20 protein-coding genes and 1 riboswitch are annotated in these 22,596 nt (G+C 64.2%); of the genes, 9 read left to right on the top strand and 11 right to left on the bottom strand.

Annotation, left to right across the window (positions count from 1 at the left end):
* Positions 1-305: 305 nt before the first annotated feature.
* From nrdR to NA29_RS06505, 3 genes are all read right to left on the bottom strand, one after another.
* Positions 306-788, bottom strand: coding sequence for a transcriptional regulator NrdR (gene nrdR, locus NA29_RS06515; protein WP_039396961.1), 483 nt, complete (start codon positions 786-788; stop codon positions 306-308).
* A gap of 17 nt (positions 789-805) precedes the next feature.
* A complete protein-coding gene (gene glyA / locus NA29_RS06510) occupies positions 806-2,053 on the bottom strand; it encodes a serine hydroxymethyltransferase (protein WP_039396959.1) in 1,248 nt (415 codons plus the stop codon).
* Between the two features lie 98 nt (positions 2,054-2,151).
* A riboswitch (ZMP/ZTP riboswitch) is annotated at positions 2,152-2,259 on the bottom strand.
* Positions 2,260-2,290: 31 nt separating this feature from the next.
* Positions 2,291-3,301 carry a zinc-dependent alcohol dehydrogenase family protein gene (locus NA29_RS06505; protein WP_039402581.1) on the bottom strand — a complete coding sequence of 337 codons (1,011 nt, stop codon included), beginning with the start codon at positions 3,299-3,301 and terminating at the stop codon, positions 2,291-2,293.
* Between the two features lie 129 nt (positions 3,302-3,430).
* Between NA29_RS06505 and NA29_RS06500 the strand changes: the two genes are divergently transcribed.
* Positions 3,431-4,363 carry a LysR family transcriptional regulator gene (locus NA29_RS06500; RefSeq protein WP_039396957.1) on the top strand — a complete coding sequence of 311 codons (933 nt, stop codon included), beginning with the start codon at positions 3,431-3,433 and terminating at the stop codon, positions 4,361-4,363.
* Positions 4,364-4,410: 47 nt separating this feature from the next.
* On the opposite strand, the gene NA29_RS06495 is transcribed toward NA29_RS06500, so the two are convergent.
* The 6 genes from NA29_RS06495 to NA29_RS06470 form a co-directional block, all read right to left on the bottom strand.
* Positions 4,411-5,736, bottom strand: a complete 1,326-nt coding sequence (locus tag NA29_RS06495; protein WP_039396955.1) for a hypothetical protein — start codon at positions 5,734-5,736, stop codon at positions 4,411-4,413.
* Positions 5,737-5,966: 230 nt separating this feature from the next.
* A complete protein-coding gene (locus NA29_RS06490) occupies positions 5,967-6,548 on the bottom strand; it encodes a DJ-1/PfpI family protein (RefSeq protein WP_039396953.1) in 582 nt (193 codons plus the stop codon).
* Positions 6,549-6,759: 211 nt separating this feature from the next.
* The gene (gene boxA, locus NA29_RS06485; protein WP_039396951.1) at positions 6,760-8,025 is read right to left on the bottom strand and encodes a benzoyl-CoA 2,3-epoxidase subunit BoxA; all 1,266 of its coding nucleotides are present in this window, start codon (positions 8,023-8,025) and stop codon (positions 6,760-6,762) included.
* Between the two features lie 57 nt (positions 8,026-8,082).
* Entirely contained in the window at positions 8,083-9,510 is a 1,428-nt protein-coding gene (gene boxB, locus NA29_RS06480; RefSeq protein WP_039396949.1) for a benzoyl-CoA 2,3-epoxidase subunit BoxB, read from the bottom strand.
* Between the two features lie 87 nt (positions 9,511-9,597).
* On the bottom strand, positions 9,598-11,253 hold the full coding sequence (gene boxC / locus NA29_RS06475) for a 2,3-epoxybenzoyl-CoA dihydrolase (protein ID WP_039396947.1): 1,656 nt from the start codon (positions 11,251-11,253) through the stop codon (positions 9,598-9,600).
* Positions 11,254-11,365: 112 nt separating this feature from the next.
* Positions 11,366-12,280 carry a helix-turn-helix transcriptional regulator gene (locus NA29_RS06470; protein WP_052252576.1) on the bottom strand — a complete coding sequence of 305 codons (915 nt, stop codon included), beginning with the start codon at positions 12,278-12,280 and terminating at the stop codon, positions 11,366-11,368.
* A 118-nt stretch (positions 12,281-12,398) separates the two neighbouring features.
* Between NA29_RS06470 and NA29_RS06465 the strand changes: the two genes are divergently transcribed.
* From NA29_RS06465 to NA29_RS06450, 4 genes are all read left to right on the top strand, one after another.
* Positions 12,399-12,869 carry a DUF4863 family protein gene (locus NA29_RS06465; RefSeq protein WP_039396944.1) on the top strand — a complete coding sequence of 157 codons (471 nt, stop codon included), beginning with the start codon at positions 12,399-12,401 and terminating at the stop codon, positions 12,867-12,869.
* 42 nt (positions 12,870-12,911) lie between these two features.
* Positions 12,912-14,498 carry a 3,4-dehydroadipyl-CoA semialdehyde dehydrogenase gene (locus NA29_RS06460; protein WP_039396942.1) on the top strand — a complete coding sequence of 529 codons (1,587 nt, stop codon included), beginning with the start codon at positions 12,912-12,914 and terminating at the stop codon, positions 14,496-14,498.
* Positions 14,499-14,701: 203 nt separating this feature from the next.
* The gene (locus tag NA29_RS06455; protein ID WP_039396940.1) at positions 14,702-16,267 is read left to right on the top strand and encodes a benzoate-CoA ligase family protein; all 1,566 of its coding nucleotides are present in this window, start codon (positions 14,702-14,704) and stop codon (positions 16,265-16,267) included.
* Positions 16,268-16,281: 14 nt separating this feature from the next.
* Positions 16,282-17,103: an alpha/beta fold hydrolase gene (locus NA29_RS06450; RefSeq protein ID WP_052252575.1), complete on the top strand. Its 822-nt coding sequence runs from the start codon at positions 16,282-16,284 to the stop codon at positions 17,101-17,103.
* Positions 17,104-17,207: 104 nt separating this feature from the next.
* Here the strand turns inward: NA29_RS06450 and selD are convergent, their stop codons facing one another.
* Complete coding sequence (gene selD, locus NA29_RS06445) at positions 17,208-18,305, bottom strand: selenide, water dikinase SelD (RefSeq protein ID WP_052252574.1); 1,098 nt, start codon at positions 18,303-18,305, stop codon at positions 17,208-17,210.
* Positions 18,306-18,498: 193 nt separating this feature from the next.
* On the opposite strand from selD, the gene NA29_RS06440 reads away from it, so the two are divergent.
* Both NA29_RS06440 and NA29_RS06435 read left to right on the top strand, forming a co-directional pair.
* Positions 18,499-19,647 carry a transglutaminase-like domain-containing protein gene (locus tag NA29_RS06440; RefSeq protein WP_039396936.1) on the top strand — a complete coding sequence of 383 codons (1,149 nt, stop codon included), beginning with the start codon at positions 18,499-18,501 and terminating at the stop codon, positions 19,645-19,647.
* Between the two features lie 61 nt (positions 19,648-19,708).
* Positions 19,709-20,317, top strand: coding sequence for a TlpA family protein disulfide reductase (locus NA29_RS06435; RefSeq protein ID WP_157744762.1), 609 nt, complete (start codon positions 19,709-19,711; stop codon positions 20,315-20,317).
* Between the two features lie 13 nt (positions 20,318-20,330).
* Here the strand turns inward: NA29_RS06435 and NA29_RS06430 are convergent, their stop codons facing one another.
* The gene (locus NA29_RS06430) at positions 20,331-21,254 is read right to left on the bottom strand and encodes a LysR family transcriptional regulator (RefSeq protein WP_039396934.1); all 924 of its coding nucleotides are present in this window, start codon (positions 21,252-21,254) and stop codon (positions 20,331-20,333) included.
* A gap of 158 nt (positions 21,255-21,412) precedes the next feature.
* Between NA29_RS06430 and NA29_RS06425 the strand changes: the two genes are divergently transcribed.
* Positions 21,413-22,069, top strand: a complete 657-nt coding sequence (locus NA29_RS06425) for a chromate transporter (protein ID WP_224786866.1) — start codon at positions 21,413-21,415, stop codon at positions 22,067-22,069.
* Positions 22,066-22,596, top strand: a complete 531-nt coding sequence (locus tag NA29_RS06420; protein ID WP_039396924.1) for a chromate transporter — start codon at positions 22,066-22,068, stop codon at positions 22,594-22,596. Before NA29_RS06425 ends, NA29_RS06420 begins: the two co-directional genes overlap by 4 nt.

Below are 22,596 nucleotides of genomic sequence, written 5' to 3'. Positions count from 1 at the left end.
ATTTTCCGAATCATCCCAAAACAGTGTTTATTATGTTTCTTATTTCCCCAAAGCGCCGAAGCGTGCAGCGCGCGTGCAACGGCGTGGGAGCGCCTTTCAGCCGCGTCCCATGCGTGAATTTCGGGTTGTTCCGCGTCGAGGGTGTCCGTCATGAACGTATGAGGTCACCCTGCGGATGCCCATAAAAAAACCCGTCGTGCCCTTTCAGGCACAACGGGTTTTTCGTCATTCATTCGACCGGCGGTGCGTTCCCCACCTAAGTCTGTCCGGCAGTCTTAAACGCTGGCAGCGTATGCCGCCCGCAGTCAGGCCACCGGCTTGCGCTTGGGCTTGACGTCCGGACTGTCGATTTCCTCAAGGACATCGCGGAATTCTGCGATGTCTTCGAAACTTCGATAGACCGAGGCGAAGCGGATGTACGCAATCTTGTCCAACCGCTTCAACTCGCGCATCACCAGTTCGCCGATGCGCTGGCTGATCACTTCACGCTCGGCACCGGCCAGCAGCTTGTACTCGATGCGCGCAATCGCGGCATCCATCGCTTCGGCACTCACCGGGCGTTTGCGAATCGCCAGTTGCATACTGGCACGCACTTTCGCGCGGTCGTACTCGGCGCGGCTGCCGTCTTTCTTGACGACAACCGGCATGGCGAGTTCGACGCGCTCGTAAGTCGTGAAGCGCTTGTCACACGACGGGCATTTCCGACGCCGCCGGATGGCGGCGCCGTCTTCCGCTTCACGCGAGTCGATGACTTGCGTGTCGTCGTGCCGGCAGAACGGGCAGCGCATGCGTGCGACGCCGTGGCTTAGCCGTAGACCGGGAAACGCTTGGTCAACTCAGCCACTTGTGCGCGCACGCGGGCCAGGTTTTCAGCGTCTTCCGGGTTGTCCAGCACGTCGGCGATCAGGTTGCCGACCTGTTCTGCTTCGGCTTCCTTGAAACCACGCGTGGTCATGGCCGGCGAGCCAAGACGAACACCGCTCGTGACGAACGGCTTTTCCGGATCATTCGGAATCGCGTTCTTGTTGACGGTGATGTGCGCTTCGCCCAGCGCGGCTTCGGCAGCCTTACCGGTGATGTTCTTGGCGCGCAGGTCGACCAGCATCACGTGCGATTCGGTACGGCCCGACACGATGCGCAGACCACGCTTGACCAGCGTCTCAGCCATCACGCGTGCGTTCTTCGCGACTTGCTGTTGGTATTCCTTGAATTCCGGCGATGCGGCTTCCTTGAACGCGACGGCCTTACCGGCGATCACGTGCATGAGCGGGCCACCCTGAATGCCCGGGAAGATGGCCGAGTTGATCGGCTTCTCGAACTCCGCCTTCATCAGGATCACGCCGCCGCGCGGGCCGCGCAGGCTCTTGTGCGTGGTCGTGGTGACGAAGTCGGCGTGCGGCACCGGGTTCGGGTACACACCCGCGGCGATCAGACCGGCGTAGTGCGCCATGTCGACCATGAAATAAGCACCGACCGACTTGGCGATCTTGGCCATGCGTTCGAAATCGATCTTCAGCGCAAAAGCCGAGGCACCTGCCACGATCATCTTCGGCTTGTGCTGTTGCGCCAGCTTCTCAGCGGCATCGTAATCGATGTCTTCGGCTTCGTTCAGGCCGTAGCTCACAACGTTGAACCACTTGCCCGACATGTTGACCGGCGAACCGTGCGTGAGGTGACCGCCGTGCGCGAGGCTCATGCCCATGATCGTGTCGCCCGGCTTGAGCATGGCGAAGTACACGCCCTGATTAGCCTGCGAGCCCGAGTTCGGCTGCACGTTGGCAGCTTCTGCGCCGAACAGGGCCTTCACGCGGTCGATCGCCAGTTGTTCGACGACGTCGACATACTCGCAACCGCCGTAATAGCGCTTGCCCGGATAACCTTCCGCATACTTGTTGGTCAGTTGCGAACCCTGCGCTTCCATCACGGCCGGGCTGGTGTAGTTTTCCGACGCGATCAGCTCGATGTGATCTTCCTGACGCTGGTTTTCTTTCTGAATCGCGGCCCAGACGTCGGGATCGACGGAGGCAACGGTAGATTTCGATTTGTCGAACATGGCGGTTCCGTTGAGTTGAACAGATTTTCCGGGAGGGGATGCTGCGGCGCGTCTTCCTTTGTGCTTCGGAAGACGATAGACAGGGCAGCACCAACCATCACGGCTGCCCAGGCGAACGGCAAATAAGACCCCGGCGCTTCCCGGTGGGTTGCTCCACCTCGGGCACACAAGGGTGTGCGCCCTAATCGCCAGTCACGCGGGGTTTGTGGCGTCGATAGTTTATGCGAGCTTGGGACGTTAGGCAACTGACCCGGAGACGCGCACCACCACCTTGCCGAACGCCCCTCGGCGCAGGTGAGACAGCGCCTGCGCGGCGTCGGCAAAGTCGTAGACGGCGTCCACCACCGGGGTAATACCGTGGCGGTCGATCATCGCACTGAGCGCCTCCAGCCCCTGGCGATGCCCCACCCCGATGCCTTGCACATGCGCCCGCTTGAGCAGCACCGGATAGACCGGGATTTGCAGGAAATCCCCGCCCAGCGTGCCGATCACCGAGACTTTGCCGTTGGGCGCAAGCGCCGCCATCGTCTCCCGCATGTCGCCGCCAGCCAGTTCCAACACCTGTTCGACGCCCCGCCCTTCGGTGAGTCGACGGACCTCTTCCGCCCAACCTTCCCGGCGTTGGACACCATGCGTCACGCCAAGCGCCGCCGCGCGGGCCAACTTTTCCTCGCTGCCGCTCACAACGATCGCCTTTGCCCCGTGTGCAAGCGCCAGTTGCGCGCCAAACAATGCCACACCCCCCGTGCCGATGGACAGCACCGTCTCGCCGGGTGCAAGCTTGCGGCCGGTGCCGAACAGCGCAAACCAGGCGGTGAGCCCGGCACACGTCAGCGTCGATGCGGCGGCGGCGTCAAGCGTGGACGGCGCGCGCACGAGCGCCGCCTCGTCGAATACGGCGTACTCCCGAAGCACCCCCTGCAAGGTGCCACCGAATATCTGCAAACCGGCCGGTGCCAGTTCCCCCTCGTTCCAGCGATCCCAGAACGTGTTGATGACGCGCTCGCCCACCCCCACGCGCGTCACGCCATCGCCTACGGCCACCACTTCCCCTGCCATGTCCGAACCGGGCACGAATGGGAACGTCACCGGCAATCCCATGCCGGTATCGATCATGAGGGCGTCGCGATAGTTGAGCGACACAGCGTTCACTTTCACGAGCACTTCGCGCGGCCCGGGCGTCGGGACTTCCACGGTCGCCAGTTTGAGCGAGGCTTCGCCCAGCGTCGTCATTTGCCATTGCTGCATCGTTGTCATTGCCAATTTCCTCGTCGACGTTTTCAAAACGGATATCCCGGCGAGCCGGGTGGACAAGGATCAGCTTATTGGAGAATACTTCGCAGCAGTGACGGTAAATTCTCTACTGATTGGCGACTTATGAGAACCAATGAGACCTACACGCCCGACCGGCTTTCGGGCATCTCAGCGTTCGTCGCGGCGGTCGACGCCGGGAGCTTTGCGGGCGCGGCCGAACGGCTGCATCTCACCCGCTCGGCTGTCGCCAAACGCATCGGCCGACTGGAGGCGCGGCTGGGCGTGCGCCTGTTCCACCGCACGACCCGCAGCCAGCATCTGACCGGTGAGGGCCAGACGTTCTATCAACGTTGCACGAAGGTGCTGACGGAACTGTCCGAAGCAGAAGACGAGCTAAGCGCCGGTTCGCAGACGCCGATGGGCAAGTTACGCGTGACGATGCCCGTGCACATCGGGCGTCAATGCATCGCGCCGGTCTTGCTGACGCTGGCGAAGGCGCATCCGCAGTTGCGTCTCGAGATGGCGTTCTGCGACAGCCGCATCGATCTGGTGGAAGAGGGCTACGATCTGGCCGTGCGCAGCGGGCGGCTCGACGACACGCCCGGACTCAAGGCGCGCTCGCTTGGCGAGCAGACGATGATGCTGTGTGCGTCCCCTGCCTATCTGGCGACGTATGGCACACCGCAGACGGTCGACGATCTCGCCGCTCACGAATGTCTGATGTACGGACGCGCGGGCAATCTGTACCGATGGCCCACGCCGATGATGCCCGCCGACGGCCCGCATCGCTCGCCGCGCTTCATCCTCGACGATCTGATCGCGCTCGTGGATGCCGCCGAACAGGGGCTCGGCATCGCTTGCATGCCGCACTGGGTCATCATGCGCGCGATCGCCGACGGCACGCTGGTACGCCTGCTGCCGCAGATTCGCGCGCCCGGCACACCGTTGCATCTGGTCTGGCCCGACACGCGGCATCCGTCTCCCAAGCTGCGCGCCGCCATCGATACGCTCGTGAGCGCCGCACCGGCATTGCTGGGGATGCCGACGACGACCTGATGGTCAGACGACGTGAAGGGTGAAGCGTCTGACGCAAACGTCGGCGCTCAACGCTGCCCTGCACACAGGAACGGTTCCTGCCGCGCGTCTACCGCCCTGGCACGCGTGCCGTACATGTGCGCCCAGATTTGCGCAGCCCATGTGCCGCCGAGGCCCTCCACCAGTTGATCGCGTCGTGCCAGCAGCCGATGCACGAGCGCATCCGGTTCAATGCACGCGGCGGCAACGTCGGGCGAAGCATCGCGCGCCGCGTCCCCGGCCCTCGCCACCGCATGCGCGCTTTGCGCCCACGGGCGAATGTTCTGCGCCGAAATCCGGCCCAGCCGGTAGGCCATTTCGGCCGCCAGCGCGCGCACACCGACCGGGTTCTTCAATTCATCGTGCACTGTCTTGTTCGACGCCTCGCCTGTGAGTCCCTTCAGACGACGGACATGGGGCGCGTAATGATCGCCACAGTGAAATTGAGAGAGATCCGCGAGCGCGTTTGCCGCAGGCGTGTCGGTGAAGTCTGCCGCGTCGAAGTCGAGCGACATCGCATACGGCAGGTCGTTCTTGTCGCGCCAGACGCCGAGGTTCTCCATGAAGACGTTGCACAGATTCCCGTTGCCGAGCCAGAGCCCGGCGACATAGTGACGCTCGAGCGCACATTGATAGACGTCCGGCAGCGCGTGACAGAGCCGATGCCGCATAGCATTGCGACGCGCCAGTGCATCGGCATACCCCCTTGCCGCCTCACCGCTTAGCGCATGGAACGGCACGCCGTTGGATGCCACGAGTCCCGCCATCTGCCGCCCCGCCGCCATCGCTTCGTCCCTCGCCCGTTGCAGCCCACCGACGTCGAGCCCGTCGACACCGGGTTTGCCTTCGAAGACACGCCACGCATCGTCGCTCTCCAGCCAGTCGCCGAGATCCTGATATCGGGACAGAAACGTCGTCGCCAGATAGACGCGCGCCGGATCGAGCGTCCCGTCGAACGCCTGCGAACAACCGTGCGCGAGGACTGCCGTAGGCGTCGCCAGTCCCACGGCGCCGAAGAGCCGCGACGCCAGCCATGCCTGTGCGGCATGCCCTGCGCTCGGGCACGCCTTGACGACGTACTGAGGCATATCCGCACGCAGCGTGAGCGACATGCGGATCGCCGCGCCCGTGCTGCCCATCGGCATGGCATCGGTCACGCGTGTGGCGCTGGAAAAATCGTAGGGGCCGATGTCCGGCAGCGACGCACCACTGCCGTCGTGCCCGACGACCGCACCGAAGATGCCCTGCGGCCCGGCTTCCGGCAACAAACCGGCGCGCCCGGTGGCGTCGCCGATTGGTTGGTCGTGACGGTGGTGATCGATGTCACTGTGAACGAGGAAAGTGTTGACCTGCATCGCGACGCTCCCTGGTCGTGGCAGGGGGCCGTGACGTGTGCGGACGCCGGCCACCCCGGTTGAGAGCGGCAATCTTGCTGCGGCGTCGCGCATCCAGCTTTCGAAAATGAGGCAAGATCGGACAAATCCGCCGCGCGTCTGCGGCAACGACCGCAGCGGCGGCGACGTCCGATGGGAGGTCCTGCATTACTGCTGCATTACTGCTGCACTACGGCTGCTTTACTGCGGCATTACAGCTCGATTTTCGTGCCGAGCACGGCGAGGAACTGTGCGATCCACGCGGGGTGCGCGGGCCACGCCGGGGCGGTGACAAGTTTGCCATCGGTATGGGCGTCGTCGATGGCGATCTCCATGTACTTACCGCCCGCCAGACGCACTTCCGGTGCACAAGCGGGGTACGCCGAGCATTCGCGCCCTTCGATCACACCTGCGGCCGCGAGCAACTGCGCGCCGTGACAGATCGCGGCAATCGGCTTGTCGTTCTCGGCAAAGTGGCGCACGGCGGCGAGCACCTGCTCGTTGAGCCGCAGATATTCAGGGGCGCGGCCACCAGGGATCACCAGCGCGTCGAAGTCCGCTGGCGAGAGGCCATCGAACGTCGCGTTGAGCGTGAAGTCGTGACCGCGCTTCTCGCTGTAGGTCTGATCGCCTTCGAAATCGTGAATCGCAGTGCGCACCTTGTCGCCCGCCTTCTTGCCAGGGCAGACGACTTCCACGCGATGCCCGACGGCCATCAGCGCCTGCACCGGCACCATCAGCTCGTAGTCTTCGACGTAGTCGCCCGCCAACACCAGAATCCGCTTCTTGCCCATGTGACTCTCCGTTCAGAGAAAAAAATGGAAGGGAAACAGCTCCTCCATGTTACTCAATTCCGGTGACGCACTTGAGACAGCATCGAATACCATCGGGACGAAAAAAAACCGCGTGCCGAAACACGCGGTGTTAAGTCGGCGCAAAACGCCGTCGGTCAATCGTGAGGCCTCCGCTTCGCGAAGTGCGGTGCAACGCCGCGCGCCTGAGTCGTCAATAAGTTTCCAGATGCAGACGCCCTTCCGTCTTCATCCGCTGCCAGAGCGTCTGCCAGTCGAGACCGGCCTCACCGGCGATGGTCTGCAACACCTGGAGCACACCGTCCTCCATCCCCTTCAGCCCGCAGACATAGATGTACGTATGCTCGTGCCGCAGCAACGCCGCCACATCGGCCGCACGCTCGCGCATCGCATCCTGCACGTAACGCTTGGGGCTTCCCGGCGTGCGAGAGAACGCGAGATTGGTATCGATGAAATCCTTCGGCAGATTGAGCAGCGGACCGAAGTACGGCAACTCGCCCTGCGTGCGCGCACCGAAGAACAGCATCAGCTTGCCGGTCGCGCCCTTCATGCGGCGACGACGACGGTATTCGGTCATCGCGCGCATCGGCGCCGCGCCCGTGCCGGTGCAGATCATCAGAAGATGCGAGTCGGCGTGGTTCGGCATCAGGAACGTGCTGCCGAATGGCCCCATCACGTTGACCACGTCGCCCTTCTTCAGGTCGCACAGATAGTTCGAGCACACGCCACCGACGGCCTGTCCCTGATGATCCTTCGTCACGCGCTTCACCGTGAGCGCCAGATTGTTGTAACCCGGACGTTCCCCATCGCGCGGCGACGCAATCGAATACTGACGCGCATGGTGCGCACGCCCGTCCGCCGTCGTGCCCGGAGGGATGATGCCGATGGACTGCCCTTCGAGCACCGGGAACGGTTGCTTGCCGAAGTCGAGCACGATGTGATGGATATCGCTCTCGGTACTCGCGTCCGTCACGCGATAGTTGCCGACCACGGTGGCCTGCACCGGGGCCTTGTGGTTATAGAGGTTGACGTACGGCTTCGCGGCGGACCAGGGCGGCACGACCGAGCCGCGCACCAGATCCGAGCCGCCGATGACGGGCTCCGACGAATCGGCCGAGGCACCGGACGCACCACCCGCCGCGCCCTCCGACGCCTCGCCAATCGTGCCCTGCCCGGCAAGCGCGTCATCCTGCACGGGCAGTTCGTCCCACGTGAGCTGGTCGTCGACAGCATAGGCCTCGGCTCTGAGCACGTCGCGCCAGTTGTCGATGGCCCCCGTCGGGCACGGCGAGATACACGCCATGCACCCATTGCACGTGTCCGCGCGCACGACGTAGTTGTTCTCGTCATGCGTGATCGCGTCGATCGGACACGTCTCCTCGCAAGTGTTGCAGCGAATGCAGATCTCCGGATCGATCAGATGCTGCTTCAGGACTTCGACCGGAACGGGGCCGTTCATGATGCTGTCTCCTTGTGGGGATGGCTCTTGCGGCCTTTCCAATAACTGGGCAATGACTTAGTTGAAACGCACGTACTCGAAATCGATGGGCTGACGATTGATGCCCAACGGAGGCGGCGCAATCCAGTTGGCGAACTTGCCCGGCTCGGTCACACGGCCCATGAGCGACGCCACATACGCACGGTCTTCCGACGTCGGCAGCCATTCGCGCTCATGTGCGGCCCATTCCGTCTCGCTCACAACACGACCGTCCGGCGACACGCGCACGCCCGCGAACGTACCGATCTGACGATTGAACGCCTTGTGCGGCACCGTCAGACGGAAGTCGATACCGGCCTTCTCCAGCACCTTGTTCCAGCGATTCACACCGGCGACCGAATCCTTGATGTAGTCGTCGCGCAGCACTTCGTTCATCGCGTTGAGCATCGGCACTTCGCGCTCCACGAGCTTGCCGTTGTCGACATCGAGCAGACGGTACATCTGACCGTTCAGTTGATGATCGTCGTCGCGCTTGCTCTCTTCATAGCGACCCTTAAGGCCCGAGCTATAGAAGATCGCCGCGTTCGACGACTGGTCCGCGCCGAACAGATCGATCGTCACGGAGTAGTGGAAGTTGATGTAGCGCTGGATGGTCGGCAGATCTATGACGCCTGCCGCGCGCAGCTTCGAGACGTCGTCCGTCTTCAGTTCGTTCATCACCTGCGCCGTGCGGGCAATCACACGCGAGACGCCCGACTCGCCCACGAACATGTGGTGCGCTTCTTCGGTGAGCATGAACTTGGTGGTGCGGGCCAGCGGGTCGAAACCCGACTCGGCCAGTGCGGACAACTGGAACTTGCCGTCACGATCGGTGAAGTACGTGAACATGTAGAACGCGAGCCAGTCCGGCGTCTTCTCGTTGAACGCACCGAGAATGCGGGGATTGTCCTCGTCGCCCGAGCGGCGTCCGAGCAGCGCTTCGGCTTCTTCACGGCCGTCGCGACCGAAGTAGCGATGCAGCAGGTAGACCATCGCCCACAGGTGACGGCCTTCTTCCACATTCACCTGGAACAGATTGCGCAGGTCGTACATCGACGGTGCGGTCAGCCCGAGGTGACGCTGCTGTTCCACCGACGCCGGTTCCGTGTCCCCCTGCGTGACGATAATGCGGCGCAGGTTCGCGCGATGCTCGCCCGGGACATCCTGCCACGCGGCTTCGCCCTTGTGCTCGCCGAAGTGGATCTTGCGATCCGACTCGCCCGGCGTGAGGAAGATGCCCCAGCGATAGTCCGGCATCTTCACGTGATCGAAGTGCGCCCAGCCGCTCGGATCGACGCTCACGGCCGTGCGCAGATAGACGTCGAAACCATGCGAGCCTTCCGGCCCCATGTCGCCCCACCAGGACAGAAAGTTCGGCTGCCATTGTTCGAGCGCGCGTTGCAGCGTGCGGTCGTCCGACAGGTTGACGTTGTTGGGGATCTTCTCGCTGTAGTTGATCGAAGCCATCGTGGGAATCCTCGTGTCTCGTACGTGTTCTATGGAAACGTTTGATCGGGTCCGGGCGGGCGACTGCCGCCCCCCCCTACGAATTCGTCAGACGCGGTTCAGATCGAACTGCGCCTTGTTACCCTTGCCGTAGACCTTGAGCGCGCCCTTCTCGCCCACTGCGTTCGGACGAATGAAAATCCAGTTCTGCCACGCCGACAGACGGCCGAAGATGCGCGTGTTCATCGTCTCCTTACCGTTAAAGCGCAGGTTGGCTTCCATGCCGGTGAGCGCATCGGGCGACATCGCCGCGCGCTCTTCGATGGCGATGCGAATTTCGTCCGGCCAGTCGAGATCGTCGACGGCGGCCGTGACCAGCCCCAGGCGCTCGGCTTCGTCCGGACGCACCGGACGGCCGATGGTGGCGCGCACGGCGTCCAGCTCGGCGGCGTCTTCGTAGAAACGGCGTGCGAGACGCGACTGATCGGTGACCATCGGCAGCAGGCCGAAGTTGACCTCGCTTAGCGTGATGGCCGGTTCGTCTTCCTCGCTTGCCGGGAGCGCGGCCATATACGTGCGGTCGGCGGCGAAGGCGAATTCGGCGAGCGTGCCGGTGAAGCACGAATCCGGCTCGATCAGCGCAAACAGCGAGCGCGACGACACATCGATACGGGCGAACGTGCGGCGCAGCATGCCGAGGGTTTCACGCACGAACCAGTGATCCTGGTGCGCGAGCAGCGACGCATCGGCGGCCAGCACATGTTTTGCGTCGCCTTCGGTGCGCAACAGCCACGTACCGATGTCGAGTTCGTTGGTGCGCAGGTTGAGAATCGCGTCGTCGAGTTCGCGCGCCATCTTCAGCGGCCACCAGTTGACGCCTGCCGCTTCGATACCGGCGATGTCGCTCGGCGGCGCAGACTTCGGCGCCTTCACGGTCAGGCTTGCGGTGCGATTGGTGCGGTCGATTTCCACTTCGACGAATTCGTAACGGATGGCGTCCGGCTCATCGGTGCGCTCGATGCGCGTGAGCGTCACGCCCTTGCCGCCCGGTCGATGGCTGTCCTGCGCCAGTTCCTGCGCACGCGCAGCCACGGCCTGCGCGAACTGCGCGGGCTTGACCACTTCGTCGACCAGACGCCATTGCTTGGCGCGCTCGCCGCGAATGCCTTCCACGATGGTGCAGAAGATGTCGGCGCGGTCGTTGCGCACATGGCGCTTATCCGTCAGACGCGTCAGGCCGCCAGTGCCCGGCAACACGCCCAGCAGCGGCACTTCCGGCAGCGCAACCGACGACGAGCGGTCGTCCACCAGATAGATCTCGTCGCATGCCAGTGCCAGCTCGTAACCGCCGCCAGCGCAGGCGCCGTTCACGGCGGCAATAAACTTCAGGCCCGAATGACGGCTGGAGTCTTCGAGGCCGTTACGTGTTTCGTTGGTGAATTTGCAGAAGTTGACCTTCCACGCATGCGAGGAGAGGCCCAGCATGAAGATGTTCGCTCCCGAGCAGAACACACGGTCCTTGGCGCTCGTGACCACCACCGTCTTCACTTCCGGATGTTCGAACCGGATGCGCTGGACGGCATCGTGCAGTTCGATATCCACGCCCAGATCGTACGAATTGAGCTTGAGCTTATAGCCCTCGCGAATACCGCCGTCTTCCGCGATGTCGATGGCGAGCGTGGCCACTGCGCCGTCGAAGGTCAGCTTCCAGTGCTTGTACTGCGTGGGGTCCGTACGGTAGTCGACGTGGGGTTTGCCGAACATGATTGCCTCCAACTCGAATAATGATCTTGTTGAATTGCAATATAGTGCAGCACAAACCCACCGTCAACCGCTTACCCAAATAAAAATGAATTATTTTGCAGAATACATCCGATCAATCGGATGACAACTGCACTGCGAGGCGTCCGCGCAGTTGCAGATAAGCATCCGCGAGCGCCCTTCCGCCGGTGTCGAAGCTCATGTCGGCCTTGGCGTAGAAGTCCTGGCGCCCAGCCAGAATGCGCTTGAGGTCGTCCATCGCTTCCGCATTGCCCGACATCGGCCGCAGGTCGCCCTGTGCCACCACGCGCTTCATGTGCTCCTCGGGCGACGCTTGCAGCCACACCGTATAGCAGTGGGTCAGCAGGAAATTGAACGTGGCGGCGTCGCTGACGATACCGCCGGGCGAAGCGATCACGGCACGCGGATGCTCGGCCACCACGGCTTCCAGCGCGCGCAGCTCGTAGCGACGGTAGGCGCTCGCGCCATACAGCGAATAGATCTCCGACGGCGGGCAGCCCGCCAGTTGTTCGATCACGCGATTGAGTTCGACGAACGGGACGTGCATGTCGTCGGCAAGCATACGGCCCAGCGTCGACTTGCCTGCGCCGCGCAGGCCGATCAGTGCGATGCGCCCACGCCGGTCGGGGTCTCGCTCGCTGCCCGCAAAGAGTTCGCTCAACGCCTGACGCGCGCGGGTCAGCGCCTCGCCGTCGCGCCCGTGCAGGATCTCGCGAATCAGCAGCCACTCGGCGGAAGACGTGGTTTCGTCGCCCACGATTTCGGCCAATGTGCAATTTAGTGCCTGTGCGAGCTGACGCAGGAACAGCACGGAGGCGTTCCCCACGCCCGACTCAAGATTGGCGACGTGACGCTCGGAGACTCCGGCATCCAACGCCAGCGCCTTACGGGTCAGGCCGCGGCGGGCGCGCAGCGTGCGAACCCGCTCGCCCAGTGCGACCAGGAACGGGTCTTTCTCGCCGGCGCCTCGCGCCGTCGGCACCCCATCGGCTTGCGCACTCTTATTCATCGGATGAGATCCTCGAAGCAGGTAACATGTAATATATTGCTTGACAGTCAAATTTGCATGCTCTAATTTTCACCATGCGTCGGTAAAAAAGCAAACACGACGTCCCCAGGAGACATGGATGGATGTGCCCCAATTTCAGGCGCTGATCGCCGACGTGACACGTCAGCTCGACGGCCGCCCTCTAGACAGCTCGCTTGCCGACTGGCTCAACACCAACTACGGCGCGGGCTCCCCAGGTTACGAAGCCCTCATCGACGCCTGCCGCACCGGCGTGGCCGAGGGGTGGCTGTGCAATCGCGAAGGCGGCGGCATTCGGTATGGGCGCGTCATCAAGCCCACGCCCGACACGCACGGCTTTTCCGTGGACGTCGTCGACATGGCCGATCTGGCCGGACCGCACCACGTGCACCCCAATGGCGAAATCGATCTGATCATGCCGCTCACGCCGGGCGCGACGTTCGACGGACATCCCGCTGGCTGGTGCGTGTACGGCCCGGGCACCGCGCATCGGCCGACGGTCGCGAGCGGCCGTGCCCTCGTGCTGTACCTGCTGCCCGAAGGCGCTATCGAATTTACGCGCAGCGCCTGAGACCGGCGCGCCCCGGCTTCCCTGCTTGATTCATTTCGGTTGATGGATATGAGTACCCCTGCCTTGCTGGAAAACTATGTCGCTGGCCGATGGGTGGCCGGTGACGGCGAGCGCACCGCGCTGACCGATCCCGTGACGGGCGACACGCTCGCCTTCGTCTCGAGCGCCGGTCTCGATCTCGACGCCGCATTCGCCTTCGCGCGCGACACGGCTGGCCCCGCGCTGCGTGCGCTGTCGTACGGCGAACGGGCGCAGCGTCTCTCGCAGATCGTCGCCACGTTGCAGGCGAATCGCGACGACTACTACGCCATCGCCACGGCCAACTCGGGCACGGTCGCCACCGACTCCGCTGTCGACATCGACGGTGCGATTTACACGCTGTCGACCTACGCAAAACTAGGTGCGTCGCTGGGCGACGCGCACACGTTGCTCGACGGCGCGACCGTACCGCTCGCCAAAGACGCGTCGTTTGCCGTGCGTCACGTCTTCCGTCCGACGCCGGGCGTCGCCCTCTTTATCAACGCCTTCAACTTCCCCTCGTGGGGTCTCTGGGAGAAGGCGGCAGGTGCGCTGCTCGCCGGTGTGCCCGTCATCGTCAAACCGGCGACGTCGACCGCATGGCTCACGCAACGCATGGTGGCCGATGTGGTCGCCGCAGGCATTCTGCCGCCGGGCAGCCTGTCGGTGATCTGCGGCAGCGCCGCCGGTCTGCTCGATCGCATCGGACCGTTCGATGTGGTCTCGTTCACCGGCTCGGCGGACACCGCCGCCACGTTGCGCGCACATCCCGCCTTCACCGAACGCTCCGCGCGCATCAACGTGGAAGCCGACAGTCTGAACAGCGCCATCCTTTTGCCGGACGCCGCACCGGGCACCGCCGCCTTCGATCAGTTCGTGCGCGAAGTGGCGCGTGAGATGACGGTCAAGTCCGGGCAGAAGTGCACGGCGATTCGTCGCGCGATGGTGCCGGTCGAGCATTTCGACGCGGCGGCCACCGCCATTGCCGAGCGACTGGCGAAGACAGTCGTCGGCAACCCGCGCAACGAGACCGTGAAGATGGGTTCGCTCGTGAGTGCTGCACAAAAGCGCGCGGTGCTCGACGGCATCGCGCATTTGCAGGCCGAAGCGGAAACGCTTTACGACGGGAATCGCGACGCTGTCTTTGTCGATGCCAATGTGAATAGCGCCTGTGTCGCGCCAGTGCTGCTGGGTCTGCGCGATGGTGCGGCAGGCAAGCGCGTGCACGACACCGAAGTCTTCGGTCCAGTGGCAACGCTCGTCGGCTATCGCGATATCGACGAAGCCGTCATGCTCGCCAAGCGCGGTCAGGGATCGCTGGTCGTTTCGCTGTACAGCAACGACGCCGTCGCCATGCGCGCGCCCGCGCTTGCGCTGGCCGACGCGCATGGTCGCGTTCATGCCGTCGATCCGTCGGTGGCCAAGACGCAAACGGGGCACGGCAACGTCATGCCGCAGTCGCTGCACGGTGGCCCGGGTCGCGCCGGTGGCGGCGAAGAACTCGGTGGCCTGCGCGCGCTGCGCTTCTATCAAGTGCGCTCGGCCGTACAGGGGCCTGCCGCCCTCGTCGAAGCGCTGACGCAGGACGCCGTCGAACTGCCGACGTCATAACGTCGCAACGATGTCGCAGCGTTGAGCCGATGGCGGGCACAGCCTGCGCCATCGGCACCGTTTTACGCCAGCCGTAGAAGTCGCAAGCCGTCGTAGTCAAGGTGATTCAAAGAGGCGCCGTCAGAGCGCTGAATAGAACTCACGCCACGCGTGCCGCGCCCGTTGGAGTGCGCTGTGCCGTGTGGTGATCCACCGGAGGCAACATGGAAGCCGTACTCACCCCACCGCCAGCGAACTTCAACTTCGCTGCGCATCTGGAGGCGCTCAACCGCGAGCGCGCTGCCAAGACTGCATATCTCGACGACACGCGCGCGCTGACCTATGGCGAACTGGCCGAGCAAAGCCGACGCTTCGCCACCGGCCTCACGCGCGCGGGCGTACATCGCGAAGAGCGCATTCTGCTCGTCATGCTAGACACCATCGATCTGCCCATCGCGTTTCTTGGCGCGCTCTATGCGGGCGTAGTACCTGTCGTGGTGAACACGCTGCTTACGGCCGACGACTACGCGTACATGATCTTGCATAGCAAGGCGCAACTCGTGATCGCTTCAGGCGCGCTGATGCCGACGGTGCAGACTGCCCTCGATAAGGTCGCCGAGACGGGATCGCCGCCGCCGTGCATCGTCTCGCAACCGATTGCGACCAGGGACGACGGCGCGTTGCCGACATTCGACGCACTTCTGGATGGCCCACCCAGCGCACTGCCCGTCGACACGGCTGGCGACGACATCGCGTTCTGGCTGTACTCGTCGGGCTCGACCGGCAAGCCCAAGGGCACGGTGCACACGCACGCCAATCTTTACTGGACGGCAGAGACTTACGGACGCAACGTGCTCGGCATTCGCGAGGACGATGTCGTGTTCTCTGCGGCCAAACTGTTCTTCGCGTACGGCCTCGGTAACGGGCTGACGTTCCCGCTGTCGGTCGGCGCAACCATCGTGTTGATGGCGGAGCGCCCCACGGCCGAAGCGGTCGCGAAGCGGCTGCGCGAGCATCGGCCGACGATCTTCTATGGGGTGCCGACGCTCTACGCCACACTGCTCGCTTCGCCCCATCTACCCGCACGCGCCGACGTGGCGCTGCGCCTGTGCACGTCCGCAGGTGAAGCGCTGCCGCGTGAGATCGGAGAGCGCTTCACCGCGCACTTCGGTGCGGAGATTCTGGACGGCATCGGCTCGACCGAAATGCTGCACATCTTCCTGTCGAACCGTGCGGGCCAGGTCGCCTATGGCACGACCGGCGAGCCGGTGCCCGGCTACGCGGTGGAGTTGCGCGACGAGAACGGTCAGCCGGTGCCCGACGGCGAAATCGGCGATCTGTACATCAAGGGGCCGAGCGCCGCACTCATGTACTGGTGCAACCGCGAGAAGTCGCGCTCGACATTTCTCGGCGACTGGCTCAAGAGCGGCGACAAGTACCAGCGTCTGCCCAATGGGTATTACGTCTATGCGGGACGCAGTGACGATATGCTCAAGGTCAGCGGCCAATACGTCTCCCCCATCGAAGTCGAGATGGTGCTGATGCAGCACGACGCAGTGCTGGAGGCGGGGGTCGTGGGACGCGACGACAACGGCCTGACGAAGACGCAGGCGTTCGTCGTCCTCAAGCCGGGGCTGGTCGCCACGGACGCCATGGCGACCGAGTTGAAAGCCTTCGTCAAGGCGCGCCTCGCGCCGCACAAATATCCTCGCGAGTTGGTGTTCGTCGACGATCTTCCGAAGACCGCCACGGGCAAAGTCCAGCGCTTCAAGCTGCGCGAGATGCTTTAGGAGACTTGAGAGGCATGTCCGACGTACAGTTCGCAGAGATCGAAACGCCCTCACATGGCGCGCTCTCGCTGGAGTATCGATGGATCAACCGCGAGCGCGCCGACGCGCCGCTGCTGGTGTTTTTGCACGAAGGGCTCGGCTCCATCGCCATGTGGAAAGACTGGCCGCAGCAGTTGTGCGACGCGGGCGGCTATCGTGGTCTCGTGTTTTCACGAAACGGCTACGGCCGCTCGACGCCGCGCCCGAAGGATGAGAAGTGGCCCGTCGACTTCATGCACCGTCAGGCGCGCGAAGTACTGCCCGCGTTTCTCGATGCGGTCGGTGTCGGTGCGGCGCAGGCGGACCGCGTCTGGCTCGTCGGTCACAGCGACGGCGGCTCGATTGCGCTGCTGTTCTCGGCCGCGTTCCCCGACCGGCTGGCAGGCGCGGTCGTCATCGCACCACATCTATTCGTCGAGGACGTCTCCGTAGAGAGCATCGCAAAGACGAAAACCGTCTACGAGACGACAGACCTGCGCACGAAACTCGGCCGCTATCACGACGATGTGGATTCGGCCTTCTGGGGCTGGAACGACATCTGGCTGAATCCGGCGTTCCGCGACTGGAATCTGGTCGGTGCGGTGGCGACCATCTCGAAACCGCTGCTTGCAATTCAGGGCGAGGATGACGAGTACGGCACGATGGCGCAGATGGACAGCATTGCCGCGCACGTGCCGCACGCAAAGGTGGTGAAGCTGCCGGATTGCGGACACTCGCCGCATCGCGACGCCCCGGCACCGCTCGGCGAGGCGATCGTCGCGTTTATTGGTGCACAGATACAACGTCAGGCGGCGTGATCGTTACGGCTGACGGCTGACGTCCGACGACGCTGGATACCAAACGGGCGCGCTCCGGTCTTCGGAGCGCGCCCGTTGTCGCTTGGACCACCGCGAGCCGTTCGTCAGATGACGCGCACGCCCGGTGTGCCCGGACGCATCGCGCCCACGATCCCGGCGGCGTCGAAGCCGTCGGCACGGAAGACGGCCAGCACATCGTCCACCGCGCCCGGTGCGCACGACACCAGCAAGCCGCCAGCCGTCTGCGGATCGCACAGCAGATCGCGGTCGCGCTCCGTAATGCGTTCCCCAAGCTCCACCGACTTGCCGTAAGACGCCCAATTGCGACCGGACGCGCCGGTAATGCATCCCTTGTCGGCCAGTTCGCGCACGCCGTCGAACAGCGGCACGTCCGACATGCGCAGATAGGCGGCGAGATTCGCACCGCGGCACATCTCCAGCGTGTGGCCGAGCAGGCCGAAACCCGTCACGTCGGTCAGCGCATGCACGCCAGGCAACGCGGCGAGCGCCGGTCCCACGCGATTGAGGCGCGTGGTGGCGTCGATCATGCAGCGGTAGCCCTCGTCGTCCAGTTGATTCTTCTTGAGCGCCGCCGACATCACGCCGACGCCGAGTGGCTTGCCGAGCACGAGCACGTCGCCTGCCTGCGCATCGGCATTGCGCTTCAGGCGCTTCGGATGCACCACCCCCAGCGCCGCCAGGCCGTAGATCGGCTCGACGGAATCGATGCTGTGACCGCCTGCAATCGGAATGCCCGCTTCGGCGCAGATCGACTCGCCGCCGCGCAGAATCTCGCGGATCGTTTCGTGCGGCAATACGTTGATCGGCATGCCGACGATAGCGAGCGCGAAAATCGGCTTGCCGCCCATCGCGTAGATGTCGGAGAGTGCGTTCGTCGCGGCGATACGACCAAAGTCGAACGGATTGTCGACGATGGGCATGAAAAAGTCCGTCGTCGCGATAATGGCCTGCTCGTCGTTGAGCTGATAGACGGCTGCGTCGTCGGACGTTTCGGTGCCCACCAGCAGCGCGGCCGGGGCGGGCAGCGGCGCGTCGTTGCGCGCCAGCAATTCGGAAAGCACGCCCGGCGCGATCTTGCAGCCGCAGCCGCCGCCGTGCGAAAGCGACGTCAGACGCGGCGCCTGTGCCGACGATTGTGCCGCCGTTTCAGCACCTACTTGAGTTGCTTCGTTTGCAGTCATGGTCGTTGGTGTTCGTTTTCCTTAAGTCGACGTATTATGAAGCAGCTTTGCGCCGTCGCCATGTCCCGAAATGACTGTGGACGACATCCGACGGTGTGATGCTACCGGTTCACATCGTCCCTGCATGGGACACCACCGCTATTGCCCTAACCTCAATGCGCCGTGAGCGCTGATGCCAAAAGGGGTCTACATCATGCAACGCCGCCGCTTCCTGTCCCTGGGCGCTTATGCCCTCCCCGCCTCGTTCCTGTCCACTTCGCTGCTGCCCGGCTATGCCCACGCGGCCAAATCGTCGAGCCAGACGCCCAGCGCTGCCGACGGCTGGCGCACGTTCGAGCTGACGACGCAGGTCGAGCTGCCCGCTGGCAACGGTTCAGCGAACGTCTGGCTGCCGGTGGCGACGTCACCGTCCGGGGCCTATCAGCAAGCGCTCGGCACGCGCTGGGATGCCCCGGGAGCCAGGGCCGAGTTACGCATGGCGCGCGGTGCGTCGGGAATCGGTGTACCGATGCTCGCCGTGGCATGGCCCGAAGGTGCCGCGCAGAACGCTCGCACCGTCACCCTGACGAACACGTTCGCCACGCGCGATCGCGTTGTCGATCTGTCGCAGCCCCCGTCGGCCAATGCACCGCGCGAATCGGCGGCGGTGCTGCGTCAGTACCTCCAGCCGACAGAGCTCCAGCCGACCGACGGGCTGGTGCGCGAAACCGCCGAGAAGATCACGCGTGGTGAGAAGGGCGACGTGGAGAAGGCGCGCGCCATCTATCAATGGATCGTGGAGAACTGCCGTCGCGAAGGCTCGGTGCGCGGTTGCGGCACGGGCGACGTGCGCTACATGCTCACGACCGGCAACCTCGCGGGCAAGTGTGCCGACATCAACGCACTCTTTACGGCGCTGGCCCGCTCCGTAGGGATTCCTGCGCGCGACGCTTACGGTGTGCGTGTGGCGACTTCGCGTCATGGCTTTAACAGTCTGGGCAAGGCGGGCGACGTGACGCGTGCCCAGCATTGCCGCGCCGAGTTCTACGCGGCCGGTTACGGCTGGGTGCCGGTCGATCCGGCCGATGTGCGCAAGGTCGTGCTCGAAGAAGTGCCGGGCGGTCTGCCGGTCGACGATCTGCGCGTTCGCGCCGCGCGTGCGATGCTCTTCGGTCAGTGGGAAATGAACTGGGTCGCGTTCAATCACGGCGCTGACATTTCGCTGCCCGGCGCGCAGGGTAAGCCTGCAAGCACCGTGCCGTTCCTCATGTACCCGAATGGTGAAGTGGCGCGCGCTCAGCTCGATAGCCTGAATCCGGATACTTTCCGCTATCGGATGAACGCTCGCGAAATCACCGCCTGACAGTCACTGTCGACACCCGCCACGGCGTGAGCGTCACACGCCAATGAAGGAGCGCATCGCCATGCAACGCCGTCACTTTCTTCACACGCTGGGGGCGCTCGGCGCAGCCGGTGCATTCGGGGCCGCCGGCCCCAATGCGCTCGCAGCGGGACCGACAAAGGAAGCAAAGGGGGCGACGGAGGTCGACGACAGCGCGCTCGCCGGTGCGTCCGGCGGCACGCTGTCGGCATGGCGCGGTGCGACACCGGCGTTCTCGCTCGACGGGCTCGACGGCAAGACGTACTCGCTATCGCAGTATCGCGGACGCGTCGTCATCGTCAACTTCTGGGCGACGTGGTGCGGGCCTTGCCGCGAGGAGATTCCGGCGATGGGGGCGGTGGTGCGTCAGTACCGCCAGCGCGGCCTCGCCCTGCTCGCCATCAACTACAAGGAGCCGCCCACGACGGTGAAGCCTTTCGTCGACAAGCTCCCCATCGACGGCACCGTGCTGCTCGACACCGACGGCGCGGTCTACAAACGCTTCGGCTCGCTCGGCCTGCCCGCCACGTATCTCGTCGACCGTGCGGGCAACGCGCGCTTCTGGCGCATGGGCGAGTTGGATTGGAACGATGTGGGACTGCACGGCCACATCGAAGCGCTGGTCGCACAAAAGGCAGGCACGTCGGCCTGAGCTTCCGAGCCCGTCATGCCCTGGCGATGGTCTGCACTGCGGCGTTCACATGTTCGAGCAGACGCGCCGTCGGACCGGCGAGTACGCCTTCTCGATAGGCGCAGCACAACGGTGCGCGCGGCGGCGGCGCGAGGGGCCGGTAGACGATCCCCTCGATCTGCATGCGCATGAGCGACGCAGGCACCACCGACACCCCCAGTCCGGCCGCGACAAGTGAGAGCGTCGTCAACAGACGCGGCGCTTCCTGTTCGATGGCCGGACTGAAACCCGCGCCGTGGCACGCAGCGATGATCGCGTCGTACAGCCCCTGCCCTGCGCGTCGCCGATAGAGAATCAACTTTTCCGAGGCTATGGCCGTCATCGGCACCGCCGCTTTGCCTGCACGGCCCGTGAGCGCCAGCGGATGCGCGGACGGCACGGCCAGCACCATCGGTTCTTCCAGCACCTGCACGACGGTGATCTCGCCAGTGTTGCCCTGCGGCTGACGGATGAATGCGACGTCGATATGGCCGTCGCGCAACCCGTCGAGCAAATCCCCGGTACTCGACTCGTCGAGCATCAACGAGACCGACGGCGCATCGCTACGGAACGCGCGAATGACCGTCGGCACGAACGGATGCAGCGCCGCCGAGCTAGTGAAGCCGACCGACAAGCGTCCCTTGATACCCGCTGCCACACGCCGCACGTCGTCGACCGCCTGATCGAGCTTGCGCACGACTTCGTAGGCATCGGTGAGGAAAGCCTGCCCCGCGTCCGTCAGCGCCATGCCGCGCGGCAAGCGTTCGAAGAGTGTCACGCCCAGTTGTGTCTCAAGCACACGGATCTGTTGTGAGAGCGGTGGCTGCCCGATGCCGAGCCGCTCGGCGGCCCGCGTCATGTGCCCGGTTTCAGCCACCGCAATGAAATAGCGCAGCAAGCGCACGTCGATGTTTGCCATATCGATTCAATATGATTCAAGTCACTTCCATATATTGGACAATATAGCGCAATCGTCCTACTCTCAGGGTGTCCCGCGCGGCACCCATGCATCCCTCCCTCGATGACATTCCCTGCCGGGCGGCCCCACCGTAGTCCAGTTTTCAGAGTTTGCCCGCCATGAACACTCAGGCCCCCTTCACCTCTCCCACCCCGGGTACGCCCGGGACAGCCGACACCCGCCTTGCGCCGAACACCCCCGCCAACGCTACCGCGCCCCACAACGGGCACGACACAGCGGCGGCGGACAGCCCGAGCATTCGCGCCCTCTTCTTCGGTTTTCTCGGCCTCGGCATGACCGCGTTCGGCGGCGCGTTGCCACTGGCGCGACGCATGATCGTGGACAAGCATCGCTGGATCAGCGACGCGGAGTTCACCGATCTGCTCGGTCTGTGCCAGTTTCTGCCGGGCGGCAACATCATCAACTTGTCTGTCGCGCTCGGCATGCGCTTTCGTGGCTGGCGCGGAGCGCTCGCGTCGATCCTCGGATTGATTGCGGCCCCATCGGCCGTGGTGATTGCGCTGGGCACGATCTATCAGCACTTCCAGAACGACCCGCATGTGAAACATCTGTTTGCCGGGTTGGCGGCAGCGGCAGCCGGTCTGTTGATTCAGATGGCGTGGAAGGTGGCGTGGCCGCTGCGCAAGTCCGTCGTACTCGGCGGCGTGGCGGTGGCGTGCTTCATTGCGATTGCCGTGTTGCGCGTGCCACTGGTGCTCACCATGCTCGTGATGACACCGATTTCGATTTATGCCACCTGGAGGGTTTCGCAATGACCGGCACCCTTATCTCGCTTGCGCTCATCTTCACGCAGCTTTCTGTGCTCGCCTTTGGTGGCGGCAATACGATCCTGCCGGAGATGGAGCGGCAGGTGGTCGATCTGCATCACTGGATGACGTCCGAACAATTCAGCGCGCTGTTCGCGCTGGGGCAGGCCGCACCGGGACCGAACCTCATGATCGTGACGCTCGTCGGCTGGCATGTCGCCGGCTGGCAAGGCATGCTCGTCACGACATTGGCCAAGTTCGGGCCGTCGTCGCTTATCACGGTGGGAGTGCTGCATCTGTGGCAGCGCTTCCGGGATCGTCCGTGGCGACGCATCGTGCAAGCGGGTCTGATGCCGATGACGGCGGGACTCGTTGCCGCGAGCGCGGCGCTGATCGCCGAGGCGTCGGCCACGTCGTGGCTGCTCGCGGGCATCACGGCAAGCGTGGCGGTGCTGGCCATCAGAACCCGCGTGCATCCGCTGTGGTGGCTCGCGGCTGGCAGCGTCGCAGGACTGCTGGGCGGCGCATACCTCTGA

The sequence above is a fragment of the Pandoraea sputorum genome (assembly GCF_000814845.2).
GTDB classification, from domain to species: Bacteria; Pseudomonadota; Gammaproteobacteria; order Burkholderiales; family Burkholderiaceae; genus Pandoraea; species Pandoraea sputorum.
The sequence above is the reverse complement of the archived record's forward strand: the minus strand, read 5'-3'. Positions and strand labels throughout refer to the sequence as shown.